The sequence below is a fragment of the Reyranella humidisoli genome, assembly GCF_019039055.1.
Lineage (GTDB): Bacteria > Pseudomonadota > Alphaproteobacteria > Reyranellales > Reyranellaceae > Reyranella > Reyranella humidisoli.
In genome coordinates, this window is the sequence record NZ_JAHOPB010000001.1 from 3,535,309 (window position 1) to 3,557,584 (window position 22,276).

18 protein-coding genes and 2 pseudogenes are annotated in these 22,276 nt (G+C 65.9%); 13 read left to right on the forward strand and 7 right to left on the reverse strand.

Going from position 1 to position 22,276, the window contains the following annotated elements; genetic code table 11:
• Positions 1–7: 7 nt before the first annotated feature.
• The 3 genes from KQ910_RS17115 to guaA all read left to right on the forward strand — a co-directional run bounded on the left by KQ910_RS17115 (position 8) and on the right by guaA (position 3,970).
• On the forward strand, positions 8–1,636 hold the full coding sequence (locus KQ910_RS17115) for an RsmB/NOP family class I SAM-dependent RNA methyltransferase (RefSeq protein WP_216962830.1): 1,629 nt from the start codon (positions 8–10) through the stop codon (positions 1,634–1,636).
• On the forward strand, positions 1,633–2,211 hold the full coding sequence (locus tag KQ910_RS17120) for a GNAT family N-acetyltransferase (RefSeq protein ID WP_216962832.1): 579 nt from the start codon (positions 1,633–1,635) through the stop codon (positions 2,209–2,211). The genes KQ910_RS17115 and KQ910_RS17120 overlap by 4 nt, the downstream gene beginning before the upstream one ends.
• Positions 2,212–2,419: 208 nt before the next feature.
• A complete protein-coding gene (gene guaA / locus KQ910_RS17125) occupies positions 2,420–3,970 on the forward strand; it encodes a glutamine-hydrolyzing GMP synthase (protein ID WP_216962834.1) in 1,551 nt (516 codons plus the stop codon).
• Positions 3,971–4,036: 66 nt separating this feature from the next.
• Here the strand turns inward: guaA and KQ910_RS17130 are convergent, their stop codons facing one another.
• On the reverse strand, positions 4,037–6,376 hold the full coding sequence (locus tag KQ910_RS17130) for a S8 family peptidase (RefSeq protein WP_500808174.1): 2,340 nt from the start codon (positions 6,374–6,376) through the stop codon (positions 4,037–4,039).
• Between the two features lie 13 nt (positions 6,377–6,389).
• Positions 6,390–7,376, reverse strand: coding sequence for an AAA family ATPase (locus KQ910_RS17135; RefSeq protein WP_216962835.1), 987 nt, complete (start codon positions 7,374–7,376; stop codon positions 6,390–6,392).
• A 331-nt stretch (positions 7,377–7,707) separates the two neighbouring features.
• Between KQ910_RS17135 and KQ910_RS17140 the strand changes: the two are divergent.
• Positions 7,708–8,029, forward strand: a pseudogene (locus KQ910_RS17140) (ATP-binding cassette domain-containing protein); the annotation flags it as partial.
• Between the two features lie 254 nt (positions 8,030–8,283).
• On the opposite strand, the gene KQ910_RS17145 reads toward KQ910_RS17140, so the two are convergent.
• Positions 8,284–9,291 (reverse strand): DUF808 domain-containing protein, encoded by a 1,008-nt coding sequence (locus tag KQ910_RS17145; RefSeq protein ID WP_216962837.1) that lies wholly within the window; start codon positions 9,289–9,291, stop codon positions 8,284–8,286.
• 227 nt (positions 9,292–9,518) lie between these two features.
• Between KQ910_RS17145 and KQ910_RS17150 the strand changes: the two genes are divergently transcribed.
• Entirely contained in the window at positions 9,519–11,048 is a 1,530-nt protein-coding gene (locus KQ910_RS17150) for a cryptochrome/photolyase family protein (protein ID WP_229600435.1), read from the forward strand.
• Positions 11,048–11,221 (forward strand): DUF2256 domain-containing protein, encoded by a 174-nt coding sequence (locus KQ910_RS17155; protein ID WP_216962839.1) that lies wholly within the window; start codon positions 11,048–11,050, stop codon positions 11,219–11,221. Before KQ910_RS17150 ends, KQ910_RS17155 begins: the two co-directional genes overlap by 1 nt.
• A gap of 91 nt (positions 11,222–11,312) precedes the next feature.
• Here the strand turns inward: KQ910_RS17155 and KQ910_RS17160 are convergent, their stop codons facing one another.
• Together KQ910_RS17160 and KQ910_RS17165 are read right to left on the reverse strand one after the other, a co-directional pair.
• Positions 11,313–11,612 carry a GIY-YIG nuclease family protein gene (locus KQ910_RS17160; RefSeq protein WP_216962841.1) on the reverse strand — a complete coding sequence of 100 codons (300 nt, stop codon included), beginning with the start codon at positions 11,610–11,612 and terminating at the stop codon, positions 11,313–11,315.
• Positions 11,613–11,817: 205 nt separating this feature from the next.
• Positions 11,818–14,040 carry an NADP-dependent isocitrate dehydrogenase gene (locus tag KQ910_RS17165; RefSeq protein WP_216962844.1) on the reverse strand — a complete coding sequence of 741 codons (2,223 nt, stop codon included), beginning with the start codon at positions 14,038–14,040 and terminating at the stop codon, positions 11,818–11,820.
• Between the two features lie 233 nt (positions 14,041–14,273).
• Between KQ910_RS17165 and KQ910_RS17170 the strand changes: the two genes are divergently transcribed.
• The 7 genes and pseudogenes from KQ910_RS17170 (at position 14,274) to KQ910_RS17210 (ending at position 20,641) form a co-directional block, all read left to right on the forward strand.
• Positions 14,274–15,899, forward strand: a complete 1,626-nt coding sequence (locus tag KQ910_RS17170) for an ABC-F family ATP-binding cassette domain-containing protein (RefSeq protein ID WP_216962845.1) — start codon at positions 14,274–14,276, stop codon at positions 15,897–15,899.
• A pseudogene (locus tag KQ910_RS26800) lies at positions 15,899–16,426 on the forward strand (DUF4269 domain-containing protein). The gene KQ910_RS17170 and the pseudogene KQ910_RS26800 overlap by 1 nt, the downstream one beginning before the upstream one ends.
• Before the next feature lie 87 nt (positions 16,427–16,513).
• Positions 16,514–16,894: a YciI family protein gene (locus KQ910_RS17190; RefSeq protein WP_216962852.1), complete on the forward strand. Its 381-nt coding sequence runs from the start codon at positions 16,514–16,516 to the stop codon at positions 16,892–16,894.
• 149 nt (positions 16,895–17,043) lie between these two features.
• Positions 17,044–17,919, forward strand: a complete 876-nt coding sequence (yghU, locus tag KQ910_RS17195) for a glutathione-dependent disulfide-bond oxidoreductase (RefSeq protein WP_216962854.1) — start codon at positions 17,044–17,046, stop codon at positions 17,917–17,919.
• 104 nt (positions 17,920–18,023) lie between these two features.
• Complete coding sequence (locus KQ910_RS17200; protein WP_369408359.1) at positions 18,024–19,031, forward strand: asparaginase; 1,008 nt, start codon at positions 18,024–18,026, stop codon at positions 19,029–19,031.
• 49 nt (positions 19,032–19,080) lie between these two features.
• Entirely contained in the window at positions 19,081–20,055 is a 975-nt protein-coding gene (locus tag KQ910_RS17205) for a Bug family tripartite tricarboxylate transporter substrate binding protein (RefSeq protein ID WP_216962859.1), read from the forward strand.
• A 52-nt stretch (positions 20,056–20,107) separates the two neighbouring features.
• Positions 20,108–20,641 (forward strand): hypothetical protein, encoded by a 534-nt coding sequence (locus KQ910_RS17210; protein ID WP_216962862.1) that lies wholly within the window; start codon positions 20,108–20,110, stop codon positions 20,639–20,641.
• A 3-nt stretch (positions 20,642–20,644) separates the two neighbouring features.
• Here the strand turns inward: KQ910_RS17210 and ogt are convergent, their stop codons facing one another.
• Both ogt and KQ910_RS27255 read right to left on the reverse strand, forming a co-directional pair.
• Entirely contained in the window at positions 20,645–21,163 is a 519-nt protein-coding gene (gene ogt, locus KQ910_RS17215; RefSeq protein WP_216962865.1) for a methylated-DNA--[protein]-cysteine S-methyltransferase, read from the reverse strand.
• Positions 21,156–22,220, reverse strand: coding sequence for a bifunctional transcriptional activator/DNA repair enzyme AdaA (locus KQ910_RS27255; RefSeq protein WP_216962867.1), 1,065 nt, complete (start codon positions 22,218–22,220; stop codon positions 21,156–21,158). The genes ogt and KQ910_RS27255 overlap by 8 nt, the downstream gene beginning before the upstream one ends.
• Between the last annotated feature and the right edge of the window lie 56 nt (positions 22,221–22,276).

The following is a 22,276-nucleotide window of genomic DNA, read 5'->3' on the forward strand; positions in this document are numbered from 1 at the left end:
GACAGACGTGACACCGGGCGCGCGGGTGGCCGCCACCATAGAACTCCTCGACGAAATCGTCAGCCATACCGAGCGGCCGGCCGATCTCGTCGCCAATGCCTATTTCCGTTCGCGCCGCTATATCGGCAGCGGCGATCGCCGGTCCGTGTCCGAGCGCGTCTGGAGCATCCTGCGCCGCTACGGCCAGCTTGCCTGGTGGCTGGAGCGCACGCGCCATCCCCACCGCGGCACGCGCGCCATCGTGGCCGCCGACCTGATGCTGGTCGAAGGGCTCGACATGGCGGGGATGCAGAGCCTGTTCGACGGCGGCAGCTACCGGCCGATGCCGCTGGACGAGGCCGAGTATCGCGCCCTGCGCCAGATGGAAGGCCATTCGCTGCCCCATCCCGAGCAGCCCGACTGGGTCCGCCTCAACGTCCAGGAATGGGTCGCGCCGCATTTCCGCGAAGCCTATGGCGAGAGCTGGGGCCGCGAGATCGCCGCGCTGGACACGCCGCCGCCGGTCGACCTGAGGGTCAACCGCCTGAAGGCGGATGTCGGGCAGGCCCGCGAGATGCTGGCCCGCGAGGGCATCGACACCGAGCCGATGCGCTACGCCACCGACGGGCTGCGCCTGCGCCGGCGCCTGTCGGTCGTGAAGGGGCAGGCGTTCCAGAACGGCCTGGTCGAAATCCAGGACGAAGGCTCGCAGCTCGTGGCCGCTCTGGTCGACGCCCAGCCCGGCATGCAGATCGCCGACTATTGCGCCGGCGCCGGCGGCAAGACGCTGGCGATGGCCGCGCGCATGAACAACAAGGGCCGCGTCGTGGCCATGGACGTCTACGAATCGCGCCTCGACCGCTCGGCCCAGCGGCTGCGCCGCGCCGGCGCGCACAATGTCGAGCGCCGCGCCATTGACGCTGACAACCGCAAATGGCTGAAGCGCCAGGCCGGCGCCTTCGACCGCGTGCTGGTCGACGCGCCCTGCACCGGCACGGGCACCTGGCGGCGCAATCCCGACGGCCGCTGGACGCTGCGGCCCGAGGATCTCGCGGAGCTGGTGCCGAAGCAGGCGGCCATCCTCGACGCCGCCGCGAAGCTGGTGAAGCCGGGCGGCGGCCTGATCTACGCCACCTGCTCGGTGCTGCCGGCGGAGAACGAGAAGCAGATCGCCGCCTTCCTCGAGCGCAACGACGCGTTCGAGGTCGTGCCGGTGGGCTCCCTGTGGCGCGACGTGCTGACGAGCGAGCCGCCGCCCGAGCTGGAGAGCGGCCCGTACCTGCGCCTGTCGCCGCTGAAACACGGCACCGACGGCTTCTTCGCCGCCGCCCTGGTGCGCAAGGCCGCGGCCAAGCCGGTGCAGGCGACCGGGCCCGCGCCCGAAGCCGGCGCCGAAGGGGCGACGGAGGAAGCAGCACAGAACGAAGCTTCGGAGGCCACACCGGACGTGGCTGCGGAGGCCGTACCGGACTCGGTCTCGGAGGCAGTACCGACCTCTGACTCGGAGGCCGCAGCGAATGCGGCTCCGCAGGCCGCACCGGTCTCAGCCTCTGAGACTGCGCCGGCCTCGGCCTCGGAGGACGTACAGGACTCGTCCCCGGAGGCCGCTCCCGACGCTCCCGAGAAGCCCGAGGGGCCGCGCGAGCCGTCTGCATGATCCGCATCCGTCGCGCCGCCCGCCAGGACGCCGCGGCGATCGGCCGGGTCCATGTCGAGACCTGGCAGGCGACCTACGCCGGCCTGCTGCCCGACGCGATGCTTATAGCCATGTCCGACGTGCGCCAGTCGGCCTGGTGGTCGCAGCTCCTGCAGGACCCCGCCGAGGCGCGCGGCGTCTTCGTGGCCGACGACGCGGAGATGGGCGTCGTGGGCTTCGGCAGCTGCGGCCCGCTGCGCGACCCGCCGGACGGGCTGCCCGAGGGGCTCGATGGCCGCGAGATCCGGGTGGGCGAGGTCTACACGCTCTACGTCGAGCCCGATTTCCAGAACCAGGGGCTGGGGCGCCGCCTGCTCGACGCGCTGTTCCGCCAGCTCAAGGCCGACCGCTGCGACACGGCGGTCCTGTGGATGCTGGCCCGCAACCCGACCCGCTTCTTCTACGAGGGGCTGGGCGGGGAGCGGGTGGGCGAGCGCACCGACACGATGGGCGGCACCGACGTCGACGAGATCGCCTACGCCTGGCGCGACCTCGGGGCCCCGCTGATCCGGCGGAAACTGGCGGGGGATGGCTGAGCCAAGTTAGCCGTCGTCCCGACCGGAGCGAAGCGACCTCTTTTCCGCTGTTTGACGGCTTCAAGTGGAAAAAAGGTCTCTCCACTCCGCGCTACGCGCTCCGGTCGAGACGACGGAATATTTCACATGCGATAGCCCTGCCCGTAAGGCGGGGGAGGAAAGGCACGATCCCAGTTGCCGCCCCGGCCGGGCACGCTTATATCGCCCCATGACCGACCGTTTGCTGATCGTCGATTTCGGTTCCCAGGTTACCCAGCTGATCGCCCGCCGCGTGCGCGAAGCCGGGGTTTACTGTGAAATCCTGCCCTTCCAGTCCGTCGACGACGCGAAGATCAAGGCGTTCGATCCACGGGGGATCATCCTCTCCGGCGGCCCGGCCTCGGTGACCGAGGGCCAGTCGCCCGCCGCCCATCCCGCCATCTTCAAGGCCGACGTGCCGGTGCTGGGCATCTGCTACGGCGAGCAGACCATGGCCAAGGAGCTGGGCGGCTCGGTCGAGAGCGGCCATCACCGCGAGTTCGGCCGCGCCGAGGTCGAGATCAAGGCCTCGACCCGCCTGTTCGAGGGCGTCTGGCAGCCCGGCGACCGCAAGCAGGTCTGGATGAGCCACGGCGACAGGGTGACGAAGCTGCCGGCCGGCTTCTCGGTCGTCGCCACCAGCGAGAACGCGCCCTTCGCCGCCATCGCCGACGAGAGCCGCGGCTATTACGGCGTGCAGTTCCACCCCGAGGTGATGCACACGCCCGACGGCGCCAAGCTCCTGCGCAACTTCGCCCTGAACATCGCCGGCGCCAAAGGCGACTGGACCATGGCCGCGTTCCGCGAGCGCGCCATCGCCCAGGTCCGCGCCCAGGTCGGCAAGGGCCGCGTGATCTGCGGCCTCTCCGGCGGTGTCGATTCCTCGGTCGTGGCCGTGCTGCTGCACGAGGCGATCGGCGACCAGCTCCAGTGCGTGTTCGTCGACCACGGCCTCTTGCGCAAGGACGAGGGCGAGCAGGTCGTCCGCCTGTTCCGCGACCACTACAACATCCCGCTGGTCCACGCCGACGCCTCGGAGACCTTCCTGAAGGCGCTGGCGGGCGTCAGCGACCCGGAGAAGAAGCGCAAGACGATCGGCGCGCTGTTCATCGACGTGTTCGAGGCCGAGGCGAAGAAGATCGGCGGCGCAAACTTCCTGGCGCAGGGCACGCTCTATCCCGACGTGATCGAATCGGTCTCCTTCACCGGCGGACCGTCGGTGACGATCAAGAGCCACCACAATGTCGGCGGCCTCCCGGCGCGCATGAACATGAAGCTGGTCGAGCCGTTGCGCGAGCTCTTCAAGGACGAGGTGAGGGCGCTCGGCCGCGAGCTGGGCCTGCCGGCCGACCTGGTGAACCGCCATCCGTTCCCCGGCCCCGGCCTCGCCATCCGCATCCCCGGCGACATCACGAAGGAGAAGCTCGACCTGCTGCGCGAGGTCGACGCCGTCTATCTCGACGAGATCCGCAAGGCCGGCCTCTACGACGAGATCTGGCAGGCCTTTGCAGTCCTCTTGCCGGTCCGCACCGTCGGCGTGATGGGCGACGGCCGCACCTACGACCAGGCCTGTGCGCTGCGCGCCGTCACCTCGACCGACGGCATGACCGCCGACTACTACCCCTTCGACCACGCCTTCCTGGGCCGCGTCGCCAACCGCATCATCAACGAATGCCGCGGCGTGAATCGGGTGACGTACGACATCACGTCAAAGCCACCGGGGACGATTGAGTGGGAGTGACGGCTAGACTACTAAGAGTCCTGCCCGCGACTGCTCACAATCAGACGGCGTTAGCTTGAACCCTAGTTATAGGCGTACCCTGATACGCTGGCGTAGACGCTCGTAAAGCGCGATCTCTGCTTCGTGCGAGATTTCGATGGTTACCGCGAACCCTTGTTGGCCAGTGTCTCCAGCCCATCCACCTGCGCATCTGACGACGAGGAAATAGCTGTCGCCATATGCACTAATGTCGCGCGAGAACGTGACGCTCGCTGTTTGCAGGCTCGACTTCTCTCGAAGTGTGGGGCCAGGGGTCAGCTTGCAATTGAATCGGTTCTCCATGTCGGGAACCGGGCCTTCGGCTTGGGTGCGCTGGCGATAATGCTCGAATACTAGATCGGAGTTACAGCCGCGGATAAGTCGGAAGTCCATTGAGAGGCCACTGTAGTCGAGCCGGCTGTGACGGACCGGGGGATCATAAGCGAGGCTCACCCGGATCGTGCGCCGTCCACGCACCGTCTGAAAGGCCTCAGGAATCGGGATCTGGTAAATGGCGAAATGGTCGATAGCCAATTCGTCCTCGGCGTAGAGGACTACCCGTGCATCATCGGAGAATGAGGCTCGTTCGGAATCCACCTGCCCGTGACCGCACAGTGCAAACTCTGCAGTCGCTCCCAACGGCGCCAGCCGATGGCTAGCCTCTTCGGGTATGGTGGCGCTCCCAGCGAGGAGTGCACGGACAAGATTGGCCGACGCATCGGGGAACTGTGCCAGGATCTGGCTTGCTTTGAAGGCTACCAAGGGCGCTGCATGCGACGTGCCAGATCGCGCAGCGAATAGCCGGTCGATCGGCCTGTAGTGAAGTGATATCACCCCCGCCTCTCGGTGTACTTCACCGCCTTGGAGTGCCGCGTTCGGCCCATCATAGATGAGCGTGCCGCCGATATCCGTGAAGTCGGGTTTGATGGCGCCCTGTGCACCGGGGCCTGCGCGGGAAAAGGGAGAAGGCTCGAAGGCTTCGGTAATCGCGCGAACGCCGACATTGTCCTGGGCTCGCGCGTTCAGACCGGTGCCATGCGCTATTGCGCCGACGGTAATGATGTTCAAGCCCCCGGCAGGTTCGCATAGCCGGTTGGCGCTCTCCATTAGATAGGCAGGGTATTCGGTCACTGCTTTTTCGACGTGTAGCCCATGCCGTGGCTGCCGATTGCCCGCAGCGACGATGATGACCACATCCAGTTCGCGCACTAGTTCGTCAAGCGTCTGTGCCCAAGGGCCAACTTTTCCGTTCTCCACCACCTTGGTGCGGTCGCCCAATGCGATGACGAAGATGCGGCAGCCAAACTCGGCGTTCAGTCGGGTGACCGCCTCCCGCATGAGACGCGGCGTCAGTCTATTGGTTGGGAAATTGCCAGTACTGTCGATGATCTTAGCGGAGCATAGCCGAGCATGTCGGTTGAGCGTGCGGGCAGCCAACTGCGCGCGGAGGTCACCAAAAGTAGCGATACCTCCGACAAAAGTGCCGTGGCCATGGTCGTCGGCTGTCCCAAGTGTGTCGGGAATGGCGATCGAGCCGACAATGATGTCCTCAATCAGTGGATGATCGTTGATTCCGCTGTCGATAATGCCGATGAGCGGGGCCTCGTCGTCCAACGGCTCCAGATCGGGCAGGTCATCTAATGTCAGATCGATACGCTCCGCGCTGGTGACATCAGGCTCGGCGGGAAAATCGAGATCAGCGACCTCTTCAATTGTCAAAAGGGTTCGTGCGACGGCGCCATCGCAACGCAATCTGACTAAGGTAAGATTCGGTCCGACATGGCGGTCGAGCTCCTGGGCCCCTCGCGCCTCTGCATACCGGACTATATCGTCCACCTTGCGCTCGCGCAGCTCTCGCCGTCCGATGTCCCACAGCTCAATATCAATGACATAGGCGGTGCCGGGTTGGAAATCCTCGACGTCCACCAATCCGGCCTCGCGAGCTCGCACGCCGATCCGGTCGCGTGGCGCCACTTCCCCTATCGATTCGATGTTCGCGATGAAGCCGGCAAAGGAGGGATTGATTTGACCCGGAGGCGCACCGTCACCGAAGGCAGTAAGCTTACGGCGAAATTCTGCCAACTCATCGGAAGAGGAGAACAACACGAGCGTGCGATCCTCATCACTCGACAAGAGCGTAAGACCGACTTTATTCCATTCCTCTTCGAGCAGCGGCCCACTCATCTGAACTCGCAGGATTAGCGCCGGGTCGACGGTATCGGCGCGTCGTCGGCGCTGTTGGATCGCCACTGCCTGATCCAGCTCCTGGCTTAGGCGCTGACTGTGTCTGTCGGGAATACGATTTGGCGGTGGCCCACCGCCACCTGTCTTTCGACGAGGCAGACGCTCTGGTAAGCGGACAAGCTGTAAGTGGTCGTATCGTGGCATAGTCAGTAGGGAACTAAATGGTGTCTATGCGCGATGTCCGCCGTTTGCGGCGGCGTTCATCTGCAATTGCCGCCACAAAGTCCCTCTCCGTGACCGACTTTCTCTTGTCGATGATCGATGTCTTGATTGCTTGCAAACATAGCCGTTCCAGCTCTGCATAGGCATAACCATCCAACGCAGAGAGATGCGTATGCGGATCGAATTCCAGCAACACATTCTTGAAGCGCATCCGTAGGAAGCGTGTGATCATGGGCCGATCAGGTCGGTCGAACCACACAACCTCGTCGAAGCGCCGCCAGATAGCTGGATCAAGCGCCTGATCGAGGTTTGTGGCGGCAACGACGAAGCCCTTAGGATGAACGCGATCGATAAAGATCAGCAAGCTGTTCACCACACGGCGCAGTTCGTTGTGCTCACCGTCTTCACCGCGGGCTCGTGCCAGAGCATCGAACTCGTCGAAAAAGAGCACACAGGGTTGGGTGCGAGCGAATTCGAACAGCTTGCGGATATTGGTTGCTGTCTCGCCCAGATACGAGGAGATGATCCGATCAAGCTTCACGATGAAGAGCGGCAAACCGAGTTCGCTCGCGAAGAGTTCCGCGCACAACGTCTTTCCACAGCCCGGAGGACCGCAGAACAGGAGCTTCGATCGGACTGGCAGGCCGCGTCGGCGGATACTGTCGCCGCTTTGAAACTCGCGGAGAAGGCCCAGAAAGATGCGGACATTCTCGCGAGAGAGAATGATGTCTTGTCGGTTACGCGTGGGCTCAATGCGCTCAATGAAATCGGCGGCTGCTTCAGGAAATGGAATGAGCGGCGCCAACGCTTTCGGCCGCGCTGGCTGAGAGGGGCCCTCGTCGAGCGAACGGCGAAGCGATCGAGCCAATACTCGATTGTTCTTCCTCTCTTCCTCATTGATGATCTGCTCAGCCACCGTGCGGAACTCTTCGTCCCGCCCTCGGCTTGCGAACAGCTTCTTCATTAACTCGGCGCGCGCCATCGATCCTGCTGCCCTAAAACCCTTTGCCAAGCTTAGCCAAATCCACAGTTTTCGCCATATGTTCTGGGAAGTTTGCCATGTTTGTATGTTCTTCGACGTGCCGAAGCCTGCGGACGCTTCTAACCTTCCTGCTCAGTTCCTGGACCTACGTCGAAATGCTCGGACCGAGACGGTGTCTCCCACCGTCCATGTAACGGGTGCGGTGATCAATCGGTCGCGGAAGGCACTAAGCCGCCGGCGCGATCGAGTAGGAGTAGAGGGGACAGTCGGCCGCAATACTGTAACACGGCCTTGGCTTGCTTTGCCGCCTCTTTCCCACCAGCAACGCCCCATGATTCGTCTCGATAACATCAGCAGGCAGAATAGCCATCAGATCCTGTTCATCGACGCGTCGATGGGGCTCCAGAGGGGGAGAAGGCGGGGCTGGTCGGGGTCCAATGGCGCCGGCAAGACGACGCTGTTCCGCATGATTTCGGGCTAGGAACGCCGACGACGGCCAAGTAACGATCGATCCCGGCATGACCATTGGCTATTTCAGCCGGGACGTCGGCGAGATATCGGGCATGAGCGCGGTCGCTGCGGTGATGGACGGCGGCGGGCCGGTGAGCGCGCTGGCCGTCGTGTGGCTGAGGGCGGAGGCCGAGCACATGGACGCCTCGTCGAGCGCTAACGGCTACTCATCACACGGAAGGGATTGTCCGACACGCGGAAGAGTCCAAGCCCGACGATCTCGCGTTCGGACGCATAACCCAGGTCGATGGCGCCTTTCCGGTGTGAACCGGGTAGGGCCTTCCGCCGTATCAGCCCGCAGCACCCGCTTGTCTCCATCCGCAACCTCATCCTCGTCCTCGGCGACCAGCTCAGCACCTGGGAAGGATTTTGCCTCGACGGGAATCGCTTGCCGCCGTCAGGCCCGGCCTCGCGACAGGACCCGACGGCCCAGCGGTTTGACCCGGCGCCAGAGCGGCGACAGCACGCGGCTGGTCAAGGGGATCGCCAGCAGCCCGATGACGAGTCCGGCCACGCCGAAGCCGGCGGCTTCCACCGCCCAGGCGACGACCGGCTTGGCCACGGGAACGGCGCGCGCGACGGCGGTGCCGGCGTCGTGCAGCAGATGCGTCGGTCCGCCCAGGCCATAGGCGTCGAGGCCGTGCAGGATGATGCCGCCGCCGACCCAGATCATCGCCGCCGTGCCGATCGCCGCGAGCGCCTTCAGGAGATGCGGCATGGCCCGCACGATCGCGCGGCCGGTGACGCGCAACGGCGCGGCAAGCGCCGAGGCCGGCGACAGCCGGGCCAGCGCCAGGCCGAAATCGTCCGCTTTGACGATCAGGGCCACGGCGCCGTAGACCGCCGCCGTGATGCCGACGGCCACGACGGCGAGGATCATCGCCTGTTTGAGCCAGCTGTCCGCCGGCAGGGCGGCCAGCGTGATCGCCATGATCTCGGCCGAGAGGATGAAGTCGGTCTTGATGGCGCTCGCGATCTTCTGATCCTCGACGGTCCGCGCATCGAGGGCGACCGGCTCGATCGTCGCCTCGTGAGCCTGCGCCTCGTGCGGGAAAACGACTTCGTAGAGCTTCTCCGCGCCTTCGTAGCAGAGGTACGCCCCGCCGATCATCAGAAGCGGCGTGATCGCCCCGGGCAGCAGGAGGCTCAGGGCCAGGGCCGCGGGGAGGAGGATCAGGAGCTTGTTGCGCAGCGAGCCGAGCGCGATCCGGCCGATGATCGGCAGTTCGCGCGCCGGGCTGAAATCGGTGACGTAGCGTGGGGTGACGGCCGTGTCGTCGATGACCACGCCGGCCGCCTTGACGCCGGCCTTTGCCGACTGTCCGGCGATGTCGTCGATCGAGGCGGCGGCCATCTTCGCCAGGGACGCGATGTCGTCGAGCAGCGCCACGAGACCGCCGCTCATGGCCGCACCGCACGTCGAAGCGACCGGGGAGAACAGCCCAGCGGGCCCGTCACTGCCATTTTCGAGATTTCCTCTTTGCCAATGCGCCGGCGGGCCGTCCGGGTGACCTGTTAGTTGGGCGATGTCGAAGGCCTGTTCAAGGCAGGGCTGACGACGCCTTGAGGCCTCACGACGACCCATCAGTGAACCGGGCAGGGCCAACGGCCGTATCTGCCTAAAGTTCCTCAATGCCCGCCATCCGCAGCCTCATCCTCGTCCTCGGCGACCAGCTCACGCCGACCCTCACCAGCCTCGCTGGGGCCGATCCGGCGCGCGACCGCGTGCTCATGGCGGAACTGTGGGACGAGGCGGGCTATGTGCGGCATCACAGGAAGAAGATCGCCTTCCTGTTCTCGGCCATGCGCCATTTCGCGGCGGAGCTGCGCGGGCTGGGCTGGACGGTCGATTATGTGACCCTGGACGATCCGGACAATCGCGGGTCGTTCACCGGGCAACTCGACGCGGCGATCGCGCAGCACCGGCCGGAGCGGGTTGTGGTCACGGAAGCGGGCGAGTGGCGGGTGCGGCGGATGCAGGAGTCCTGGGCGGCGCGCTTTTCGCTGCCGGTGGACATCCTGCCGGACGAGCGTTTCCTGTGTTCGCCCGCGTCGTTCGCCGCCTGGGGCGCAGGCCGCAAGCAGCTGCGCATGGAGTATTTCTATCGCGACATGCGCCGCCGCACCGGGCTGCTGATGGAGGGCGATCAGCCGGCCGGCGGGCGCTGGAACTTCGATGCGGAGAACCGCAAGCCCGCCAGGGCCGACCTGTTCATGCCGCGGCCGCGCGGGGTGGCGCCCGATGCGATCACGCGCGAGGTGCTGGCGCTGGTCGAGGCGCGCTTCGGTGACCATTTCGGCGATCTGGAGCCGTTCTGGTTCGCCGTCACGCGGGCCGACGCGGAGGCGGCGTTCGCGGCCTTCGTGGAGACGGCGCTGCCGAAGTTCGGCGACTACCAGGACGCCATGCTGGCGGGCGAGCCGTTCCTCTATCACGCCGTCATCGCGCCCTACCTGAACTGCGGCCTGCTCGATCCGTTGCTGGTCTGCCGGCAGGTCGAGGCGGCGTGGCGCGCCGGCCGGGTGCCGCTGAACGCGGCCGAAGGGTTCATCCGCCAGATCATCGGCTGGCGCGAATATGTCCGCGGGATCTACTGGCTGAAGATGCCGGGCTACGAGCGCAGCAACTTCCTCGGCCATACGCGGAAGCTGCCCGGCTTCTACTGGACGGGCGAGACGGATATGGCCTGCGTGCGGGCGGCGGTGACGCAGACGCGCGAGCAGGCCTACGCGCACCATATCCAGCGGCTGATGATCACCGGCAACTTCGCGCTGCTGGCGGGGATCGATCCGCACGAGCTGCACGAATGGTATCTCGCGGTCTATGCCGACGCCTACGAATGGGTCGAGCTGCCCAACACGGTGGGCATGAGCCAGTTCGCCGATGGCGGCCTGCTCGCGTCCAAGCCCTATGCCGCGAGCGGCGCCTATATCGATCGCATGTCGGACTATTGCGGGGGCTGCGCCTACGAGGTGAAGCAGCGGACGGGACCGCGCGCCTGTCCCTTCAACGCCCTCTATTGGGATTTCATCGCGCGGCACCGCGAGCGGATCGGGCGCAATCCCCGCATGGCGCAGATGGTCCGCACCTACGACAAGTTCGCCGATGCGGAGCGGGCGCGGATCGCGGACAGCGCGGCTTCGTTCCTGGCGGGGCTGTGATGGCGAAGCGCTACACCAAGTCGACCCTTCCCGAGAAGATCTGCGCCGCCTGCGGCCGTCCCTTCGCCTGGCGCAAGAAGTGGGCGCGGGACTGGGACCAGGTGAAGACCTGCTCGGAACGCTGCAAGGGCGATCTGCGGCGCAAGGGTCGGACCCAAACCACCCGGGAATGAATTACAACGATTCAAGCATTTACCTCATCCTGAGGAGCGCCACGGAGCGGCGCGTCTCGAAGGATGGGCAACAGGCAAGGTGCGCGCCCCGTTACTTGCCACCTCGTTTTGCATGTGCCCGAAGGGCCCCGAAGTCGCCTCTGATCAGGGCTTCCTTCTTGGCGCGCGACCAGCCCTTGATTTGCCGTTCGACCGCGATTGCATCCGTGATGTTCAGAAAATGCTCCGACCAAACGATGACCACGGGAAGACGTTTGGCGGTATAGCCTTCGTAAGTGCCGTTGTTGTGCTCCGAAAGACGCCGCTCCAGGCCACGACGCGCCGAGCCGACATAGTAGCTGCCGTCTGAACAGCGAAGTATGTAGACGTGCGCTCCGTCTTCGTTGTCCATGGTTTCAGCCAGCTCGACCTTTGCCCATCCTTCGAGACGCGCCGCTCCGCGGCGCTCCTCAGGATGAGGTAAGTATTTGAATCAATTCAGTTGATTTCCGGTCGGCCTCCTCGTCATGAGGTCATTGTTGTTTCTCGCTGCTCGGCCACGAAAAAGCCGCCCCGGTTGCCCGGGGCGGCTTCTTTGTCGTCAGTCGTTGCGTCGCCTAGAGCGAGGCGAGTGCGTCGTTCAGGGTCTTGCTCGGGCGCATGCCGGCCGAGGTCTTCTTCTGGTCGGGCAGGTAGTAGCCGCCGGTGTCCACCGGCTTGCCCTGCGCCGCGATCAGCTCGGCGTCGATCTTGGCCTCGTTCTCCTCCAGCAGCTTCGCCAGCGGCTTGAAGCGGGCGGAGAGGGACGTGCTGTTGTCGCGGCGGGCCAGCGCCTCGGCCCAGTACTTGGCCAGGTAGAAATGGCTGCCGCGATTGTCCAGCTCGCCGACCTTGCGGGCAGGCGAGCGGTTGTCCTCGAGGATCTTGGCGTTGGCCTCGTCGAGCGTCTCGGCCAGCACCTTCACGTCCTCGTTGCCGGTGGTCTGCGCCAGATGCTCCAGCGACGCGCCCAGCGCCAGGAACTCGCCCAGCGAATCCCAGCGCAGGTAGCCTTCCTGCTGGAACTGCTCGACATGCTTGGGCGCCGAGCCGCCGGCGCCGGTCTCGAACAGGCCGCCGCCCTGCAGCAGCGGGACGATCGACAGCATCTTGGCCGAGGTGCCCAGCTCCATGATCGGGAACAGGTCGGTCAGGTAGTCGCGCAGCACGTTGCCGGTGACCGAGATCGTGTCCTGGCCCTTGCGGATGCGCTCGAGCGAGAATTTGATGGCCTCGACCGGCGCCATGATGCGGATGTCGAGACCCTTGGTGTCCTCGTTCTTGAGGTACTTTTCGACCTTGGCGATCAGCTGCGCGTCGTGGGCGCGTTTGGCGTCGAGCCAGAACACCGCCGGGGTGTTGGTGAGCCGCGCGCGGCGCACGCCGAGCTTGACCCAGTCCTGGATCGGCTCGTCCTTGACCTGGCACATGCGGAAGACGTCGCCGGCCTCCACCTTCTGCTCCATCAGGACCTTGCCGTCCTCGGCCACGACGCGGACGGTGCCGGCCGCGGCGAGTTCGAAGGTCTTGTCGTGGCTGCCGTATTCCTCGGCCTGCTGGGCCATCAGGCCGACGTTCGGCACCGAGCCCATGGTCTTGGGATCGAAGGCGCCGTGCGCCTTGCAGTCCTCGATCGTGGCCTGGAAGAGCGTCGAGTAGCAGCGGTCGGGAATGGCGGCGATGACGTCGTGCAGCTTGCCGTCGGCGCCCCACATCTTGCCCGATTCGCGGATCATCGCCGGCATCGAGGCGTCGATGATCACGTCGCTGGGCACGTGGAGATTGGTGATGCCCTTGTCGGAATTCACCATCGCGAGGCCGGGGCGCTTCGCGTACTCGGCCTGGATGTCGGCCTTGATCGCGGCCTTCTCGGCCTCCGGCAGGCTCTCGATGCGGGCGAGCAGGTCGCCCAGGCCGTTGTCGGGATCGATGCCGAGCTTCTTGAACGTCGCGCCGTGCTTGGCGAAGACGTCGGCGAAGAACACCGACACGCAGTGGCCGAACAGGATGGGATCGGAGATCTTCATCATGGTCGTCTTGAGGTGCAGCGAGAACAGGACGCCGTCCTTCTTCGCCATCTCGATCGCCGAGGCGTAGAAGGCGTTCAGCGCCTTGGCGCTCATCACCGAGCAGTCGATGATCTCGCCGGCCTTCAGCGGAATCTTCGGCTTCAGCACTGTGACCGCGCCGTCGGCGGCGGCCAGCTCGATGCGGGCATTGGTCGGCGCCGCGACGGTGGTCGCGACCTCCGAGCCGTAGAAGTCGCCGCCCGACATGGTCGCTACGCGGGTCTTCGAATCCTTGCTCCAGGCGCCCATCTTGTGCGGATGCTTGCGCGCATACTGCTTCACGGCGCCGGCGGCGCGGCGGTCGGAATTGCCCTCGCGCAGGACCGGGTTCACGGCGCTGCCCAGCACCTTGCCGTAGCGGGCGCGGATTTCCTTGTCGGCCGGCGTGGCGTCGCTGTCGGGATAGTTGGGGATGTCGTAGCCCTTGGACTGCAGCTCCTTGATCGCGGCCTTGAGCTGCGGGATCGAGGCGGAGATGTTGGGCAGCTTGATGATGTTGGCTTCCGGCTTCATCGCCAGCTTGCCGAGTTCGGCCAGCTCGTCGCCGATCTTCTGCTCGGGCTTCAGCTTGTCGGGGAAGTTGGCGATGATGCGGCCGGTCAGCGAAATGTCCTTCAGCTTCATCTTCACGCCGGCGGTCGCGACGAACGCCTCGACGATCGGGAGCAGGGAATAGGTCGCGAGACCGGGGGCCTCATCGACCTTCGTCCAGACGATTTCGAGATCCGACATAGTTGCACCTCCGTGCGCCGCTTTAGGGTTCGGCTGGGTTGATCTGATGCTGAAATTGGCCCGTCTTGTTGCACCACCGGAGCGGTAAAGGCAATGATCGGCGTGGGGGCATCGAAACAGCGCCCGGTTGGGCGTTTTCCTGCCTTTTCCAGGCCTCCGGAGGACAATCGGCCGCAAGAGCGCGATCGGCCTGCGGCTTGCATTGCGGCTGCTTTCCCGCCAGCACGTGCCCCATGATTCGTCTCGACAACATCAGCAAGCAGAACGGCCACCAGATCCTGTTCATCGATGCGTCGATGGGCCTCCAGAAGGGGGAGAAGGCAGGGCTGGTCGGACCCAACGGCGCCGGCAAGACCACGCTGTTCCGGATGATCTCCGGCCAGGAACAGCCCGATGACGGCCAGGTGACGATCGATGCCGGCATGACCATCGGCTATTTCAGTCAGGATGTCGGCGAGATGTCGGGCATGAGCGCCGTCGCGGCGGTCATGGACGGCGTCGGGCCGGTGAGTGCGCTGGCGGTCGAGATCGCCCAGCTCGAGGCAGCGATGGCCGATCCCGAGCAGGCCGACAACATGGATGCGCTGGTCGAGCGCTATGGCGAGGTGCAGGGCCGCTTCGAGGAGCTGGACGGCTACGCGCTCGACGCCCGCGCGCGCGAGGTGCTGGCGGGGCTTTCGTTCAGCCAGGAGCGCATGGACGGCGATGTCGGTCTGCTGTCCGGCGGCTGGAAGATGAGGGTGGCGCTGGCCCGCATCCTGCTGATGCGACCCGACGGCATGTTGCTCGACGAGCCCTCCAACCATCTCGATCTCGAAAGCCTGATCTGGCTGGAGGACTTCCTCAAGAAATACGATGGCGCGCTGCTGATGACGAGCCACGACCGCGAGTTCATGAACCGCATCGTCGGCAAGATCATCGAGATCGACGGCGGCACGCTCATCACCTATTCGGGCAACTTCGACTTCTACGAGGTTCAGCGCGCACTGGGCGAGAAGCAGCGGCAGGCGCAGTTCGAGCGCCAGCAGGCGATGCTGGCCAAGGAGATGAAGTTCATCGAGCGCTTCAAGGCGCGCGCGTCGCACGCCGCCCAGGTGCAGAGCCGGGTGAAGAAGCTCGACAAGATCGAGAAGGTCGAGCCGCCGCGGCGCCGCCAGTCGGTGAGGTTCGAGTTCCGCGCGCCACCGCGCTCGGGCGAGGACGTGGTGAGCTTCCGCGGCGTCCACAAGGGCTACGGCACGCAGCCGATCTACCAGGGGCTCGACCTCAGGCTGCGCCGCCAGGAGCGCTGGTGCGTGCTGGGCGCCAATGGTGCCGGCAAGTCGACCTTGCTGAAGCTGGTGGCCGGCGCGACCGAGCCCGACGACGGCAGCGTGACCGTCGGCGCCAGCGTCAAGATGGGCTACTTCGCCCAGCACTCGATGGACCTGCTGGACGGCGACGACACGGTCTTCGAATCGCTGGACCATTCGTTCCCGCAGGCGGGCACCGGTGCGCTGAAATCGCTGGCCGGCTGCTTCGGCTTCTCCGGCGACGATGTCGAGAAGCCCTGCCGCGTCCTGTCCGGCGGCGAGAAGGCGCGCCTGGTCATGGCCAAGATGCTGTTCGATCCGCCGAACTTCCTGGTGCTCGACGAGCCCACCAACCATCTCGACATGGCGACCAAGGAGATGCTGGTCGCAGCGCTCGCGCAGTTCGAGGGCACGATGCTGTTCGTCTCCCACGACCGCCACTTCCTCGCCGCGCTCTCCAACCGCGTCCTCGAACTGACGCCGGAAGGCGTGCATCAGTATGGCGGCGGCTACACGGAGTACGTCGCCAGCACCGGCCAGGAAGCGCCGGGCCTGCATCCGGGCTGATGCCGGGCTGGCGGGAGGCGCTGACCGCCAGCGGCGTGCTGGATCTCCTGGCCGGCTTCGATCCAAGAATCGCCGGCACCCTGCCGCTCGGGGTTTCGATTGCCGGCAGCGACATCGACATCCTCTGTCACGCGCCGGAGCCCGATGACGTGGCAGAGCACCTGTGGCGAAGGCGCGAGCGACTTTGCGCCCTCAACCTATGGCGATGGACAGCGGCAGGCCGGCCGCTCGTCGCGACTTTCGCCATCGACGGCTGACCGGTGGAAGTATTTGCCAGCCCTGTAGAGGTCGATCGGCAGGAAGGCTGGCGGCACTTCCTTGTCGAAGGGCGGCTGCTGGCACTGGGCGGCGATGCGCTTCGCGAGCGGGTCGTGGTCTTGCGGTAGGGTGGCGCCAAGACCGAGCCGGCTTTCGCGGCGGCGCTGGGGTTGCGTGGCAATCCCTACGCCGAGCTTTACGGGCTTTCGCACGCACCGGACGCGGAACTCCGCGAAGTGCTGCTCCTGGCGGGCTTCGGGGAGGCATAAAAATTCCGGGGACGTGTCGGCTCCGGCGAGTCTCGTTCGTCGTTCCATCACAAGGCCGATGAAGTCGGCTCCAACAAGGAGACAGACATGCGTGTGATGGTGATCGTGAAGGCGACCGCGGACAGCGAGAAGGGATTCGTCCGTTCTCCGGATACCATGGCGCTGATGGAGGCCATGGGGAAGTTCAACGAGGAGCTTCAGAAGGCCGGCATCCTGCGCGACGGCGATGGGCTGAAGCCTACGTCCGAGGGCCGGCGGGTGGCCTTCGAGGGCGCCGGCCGCACGGTGAGGCAGGGGCCGTTCGCGCCGGCTGGGGAGCAGATCGCGGGCTTCTGGCTGTGGGACGTCAAGGACATGGACGAGGCGGTGGCCTGGGTGAAGCGCTGCCCCAACCCGATGCCCGGACCCAGCGAGATCGAGATCCGGCCGCTCTATGAGCTGGCGGACCTCATGGGCGAGTCCGACTGAGGAAGTCGGGCTGCGGGCGGGTCGCACGAGAATTCGTGCGGCCGCCGATGAGGAATCCGTCGCCGATTCCTCCAGCCGGGGCGAGCGGGAACCGCGCGGGCCGGATAGTATGCCTCATCGATGAAGCCCCATCAGAGGATAGAAGAAGCATGAGCAACGCATCCGACTACACGCCGCCCAAGGTCTGGACCTGGAACAAGGCGAGCGGCGGCCGGTTCGCCAACATCAACCGGCCGATCGCCGGGCCGACCAGCGAGAAGGAGCTTCCCGTCGGCAAGCATCCGCTGCAGCTCTATTCGCTGGGCACGCCGAACGGCCAGAAGGTCACCATCATGCTCGAGGAGCTGTTGGCGCTCGGCCACAAGGGCGCCGAGTACGACGCCTGGCTGATCAAGATCGGCGAGGGCGACCAGTTCGGCAGCGGCTTCGTCGCCGCCAACCCGAACTCGAAGATTCCCGCCCTGGTCGATCGCAGCGGCCCCAAGCCGGTGCGGGTGTTCGAGTCGGGTGCGATCCTGCTCTATCTCGCCGAGAAGTTCGGCGCCCTGGTGCCGACCGACAGCGCCAAGCGGGCGGAGTGCCTGTCGTGGCTGTTCTGGCAGATGGGCAGCGCGCCCTATCTGGGCGGCGGCTTCGGTCACTTCTATGCCTATGCGCCGACCAAGATCGAATATGCGATCGACCGCTTCGCCATGGAGACCAAGCGCCAGCTCGATGTGCTCGACCGGCGCCTGGCCGAAGCCAAGTTCCTCGGCGGCGACGACTACACGATCGCCGACATCGCGGTGTGGCCGTGGTACGGCGGGCTGGCCAAGGGCCTGCTCTACGGCGCGGGCGAGTTCCTGTCGGTGCACGAATATAAGAACGTCCAGCGCTGGGCCGACGAAATCGGCGCGCGTCCGGCGGTTCGCCGCGGCCGCATCGTCAATCGCCTGCAGGGCGATCCCGCGGCCCAGCTCCATGAGCGCCACGATGCCAGCGACTTCGACCTGAAGACCCAGGACAAGGTCGCGGCCAAGGGCTAGGCGCTTCGCCTCGTTCGCTGCGCGCGATGTCGCCGCCCGGCGACATCGCGGCGGCATCGATCTTGCGTCCTCCGCCGAGTCCACGAACAGCGCAGGAGCATCGCGTGAGCAGCAGCAACCGGCCCAAGGTGGCCTTCATCGGCACGGGCGGCACCATCTCCTCGCTGGGCGTCCATCCGCTCGAGCTGCAGGACTACGGCATCCACGACAAGCGGATGCATGCCAGCCAGATCGTCGAGCGCTTCCCGGTCGTGAACGAGATCGCCGAGGTGATCCCGGTCGATTTCCGCAACGTGCCGAGCCCCGAAATCTACTTCGCCGAATGGAAGGAGCTCGCGGCGCTGTGTCATCGCACCGTCGCCGAGCATCCCGATCTCGCCGGCATCGTGATCGGCCACGGCACGGCGACGCTCGAGGAGACGGCCTGGGTCCTGAACCTGGTGCTCAAGATCGACGTGCCGGTGGTGCTGATCGGTTCGCAGCGGCCGGCCTCGGGCCTGTCGACCGATGCCGCGATCAATCTCGTGAACGGCGTGCGCACGGCGGCCAGTCCCGACAGCCGGGGCAGGGGCGTACTGGTGCTGCTGAACGACGAGATCCAAGCGGCGCGCGAGGTCACCAAGACCTCGAACTGGCGCATGCAGACCTTCCGCACGCCCGATTTCGGCATCCTGGGTCATGCCGACGGCGACCGCATCGCCTACTATCGCAAGCCCGAGCGGCGGCACATGCCCGACACCGAGTTCGACATCGCCGGCCTCGATGCCCTGCCGCGGGTCGACATCGCCTATGCCTATGCGGGCTCCGACGGCAGCGCCATGCGCGCCTTCATCGCCGCCGGCGCGAAGGGGCTTGTCTCCGCGGGCTTCGCGCCGGGCATGCCGCCGGCCGCCGACCTCGCGGCCATGGAGGAGGCGGTGAAGCAGGGCATCGTCGTCGTGCAGTCCTCGCGCGCCGGCTCGGGGCGCATCCATCGCAGCAAGAAGCTCACGGATGCCGGCGTGCTGGCGGCCGACAACCTCAACCCGCAGAAGGCGCGGCTGCTGCTCGCCCTGGCTCTCACCCGCACATCGGATCCCGCCGAGGTCGCCCGGATTTTCGCAGCGTATTGAAACCACCGGCGGGACTGGTCTGGCATGAAGTGTGTATGGTCTCCAAGCCATGACAGACCTTTCCCGACGCAGCTTCCTGGTCTCCGGCGCGGTCGCCGGTCTCACTACATCGTCCGCCAGCGCGCAGGCGGCGTATCCCTCTCAGACTATTCGCCTCGTCGTGCCCTACGCGCCCGGCGGCGGCTCGGACTTCACCGGCCGACTGGTGGCGCAGAAGCTCCAGGAACTCGGCGGCTATAACCTGATCGTCGACAACAAGCCTGGCGCTGCCGGCATGCTGGGCACGGAGATCGTCGCGCGGGCGCCCGCCGACGGCTACACGCTGCTCTATGCCGACGTGGCGCACGGCATCAATCCGGCGGTCTATTCCAAGGCACGCTACGATCCGGTGAAGAACTTCGTGCCGGTGACGCTGGTCGCCGCCTCGCCGCAGGTCCTGGTCGCAAATCCGTCGTTTCCGGTAAACTCGCTGAAGGAACTGCTCGCGATGCCCCTCGACCAGCTCCAGAAGATTGCCGTCGGCACGCCGGGGCAGGGCAGTGGCCCGCATCTCACCTACGAACTCCTGCGCACCAAGGTCGGCTTCGATCTCGTGCATGTGCCTTACAAGGGTGGCGGGCCGGCGCTCAACGACGCGATCAATGGCCAGATTCCGCTGGTGATGAACGCGATGGCACCGGTCATGCCGCATCTCCAGTCGGGCAAGCTGAAGGCGCTGGCGATCGCCACGGCGCAGCGTCATCCGCGCCTGCCGGACGTACAGACCTATGCCGAAAGCGCGCCCGGAGTGGTCGTCTACAACTGGTACGGCTTCCTGGCACCGGCCGGTACCCCTTCGAACGTGACGAGCAAGCTCGCCGCGGACATATCCCGCGTCCTGCTCCTGCCGGACGTGAAGGAGAAGTTCGACGCTGCCTTTCTGGACCCCATGCCGCAGGGCAGCGCGGAGATGGCGCGTTTCCTCGACGGCGAGGTGCGACAGTGGAAGGTCGTGGCGGCCGAGACCGGCATCTCGCTGGATTGACGGTTGTCGCAGGCGTCGCCGTGGCCTATCTCCCCCGAAGCAGGAGGACGCCATGACGGATGCCGGCCGCGGACTTTCAATCCTCGTTCTATCGGCTGCGATCGGTCTGCCGACCGGCTTCGCGCGGGCTGACGATGCGGCCTGCCAGGCGGTGCTCGATGCTGTCGTCAAGCAGGCGGGCGTTCCCGTGCGGCAGGTCATCACCATCGAAAGCCCGGAGGCGCCGGGAAAGCCGTTGAGGGGCGAGATCATTCGGCTGGGAGATACGCTCTACATGCGCGCAGGCAGAGAGTGGATCGCCAAGCCCTATGATGCCCGCAAGGCGGTGAGCGACTCTCGCCAGGCGATGCAGAAGGCCTCGCACACCTGCACGCGCATGCGCGTCGACACCTTCGACGGCAAGGAAGCGACCCTCTACAGCGTCAAGACGACCGGTGCGCAGGGCCCCACCGAATCGGAGATCTGGATCGGCGCCGACGGACTTCCTGTGCGCCAGCAGACGGACGTGCAAGGTGCCGGCAAGGGGCTGCACAAGGTGCGCTTCGAGTATGCCAATGTGACGGCGCCGGCGAACTTCCGACGCTGAGGCCTACAGCGCGCCTTCGTGCTCCAGCAGCCATTTCTTGCGGGGCAGGCCACCGCCATAGCCCGTCAATGTGCCATTGCTGCCGATGACACGGTGACAGGGCACCACGATGCTGATTGGGTTTTGGCCGTTGGCGAGTCCGGCCGCGCGAATCGCCTTGGGGCTGCCGATGCGCGCGGCCAGCTGGGCATAGGTGATGGTCGTGCCGTGCGGGATCGTGCGCAGCGCCTGCCATACGCTTCTCTGGAAAGGTGTGCCGGTGGTTTTCACCGGAAGTGTGTCGATGACGGCGACATTGCCGCTGAAATAGTCGCGCATCGCCGCGGTCAGCCCACCGGGATCGAGAGAGGGACGGAGCGTATAGCGGCCCTTGCCATAGTAGCGGTCGAGCAGAAGGCGCATGCGTGCCTCGTGTTCTGTCCAGTCTATGGTCCGCAGGTTGCCCTGGTCGTCGGCAACGATCTGCAGTTCACCGACCGGAGTCGGCAGCCGATCGATGCTGAATTCGAGCAGCTCAGCCATGCGCCTGCACCGCGCGGGCCATGAGGAGGTGCTGGGCGGCATAGGCGTGCCAGGGGCGCCAGGCGGCTGGTGCCTCCTCGTCGACCGGAGCGCAGCGTGGGTCCTGCTCCCAGTCGCCCGGTGCGCGCAGGCCCGGCCGGCGCGCGATCAGCGGCGCCAGCGCCGGGTCCCGGGCGAGGTGTCCGCCGATGGTCGCGATGTCGGCGCCGAGGTCGAACACGCGCCGCACGCGCGCGACGATGGCCGGCAGGGTCTTCACCGATGGAACACGGATCGTCACGGCTACGGCGCTGCGTTCCGGTCGATGAGAAACCGCGACGCTGCCCCGGAGCCCCTCAAGATCGAGGCGACGGTGCCATGTATCCTTCTCGACCTTTTCCAGGCCGGGAAGCGCGCGGGCTTCGAGCGCGGCGAGCATGCCCGGCCAGTCGTAGGGCGGGCGGTAGGCAAGCATCAATGTGACGCCGTCGCGTGCCGAAGTATCGCCGCCATTCTTGCGGCGCAGCGCGCTGGGGGGCCGGTCGAACAGCGCGCGAAAGGTCTCGTTGAAGCGCCTGACGCTGCCAAAGCCGGAAGCCAGTGCGACCTCGGCCATTGGGAGGCGTGTGTCGTGCAGAAGCTGCTTGGCGAACAGGACGCGTCGGGTCTGCGCCACGGCGACGGGAGAGGCGCCCAGATGACGCTGGAACAGTCGGCGAAGCTGGCGGCCGCCGACGCCCAGCCGTTCGGCGAGCGTCTCGACACCGGCTTCGTCTTCGTCGAGCGCCCCCTCGGCGATCAGGTGCAGCGCGCGGTTCACGGTGCTGGCAGTGCCGCGCCAGGAGGGCAGGTCGGGCGCGATCTCGGGGCGGCAGCGAAGGCAGGGGCGAAAGCCTGCGTCCTGCGCCGCCGCTGCCGACGCGAAGAAGCGGCAATTCTCGAACTTCGGCGGACGCGCGGGGCAGACCGGCCGGCAGTAGATACCGGTCGAGGTCACGCCGACGAACACGCGGCCGTCGAAACGCGCGTCGTGACTCTGGAACGCGCGGTAGTAGGTGCTGCGGTCGAGCAATTCCATGGCCGGATATTCCCACGCACCTCCGCAAGACGCTCGCGGTTTTCGGACGCGATAGC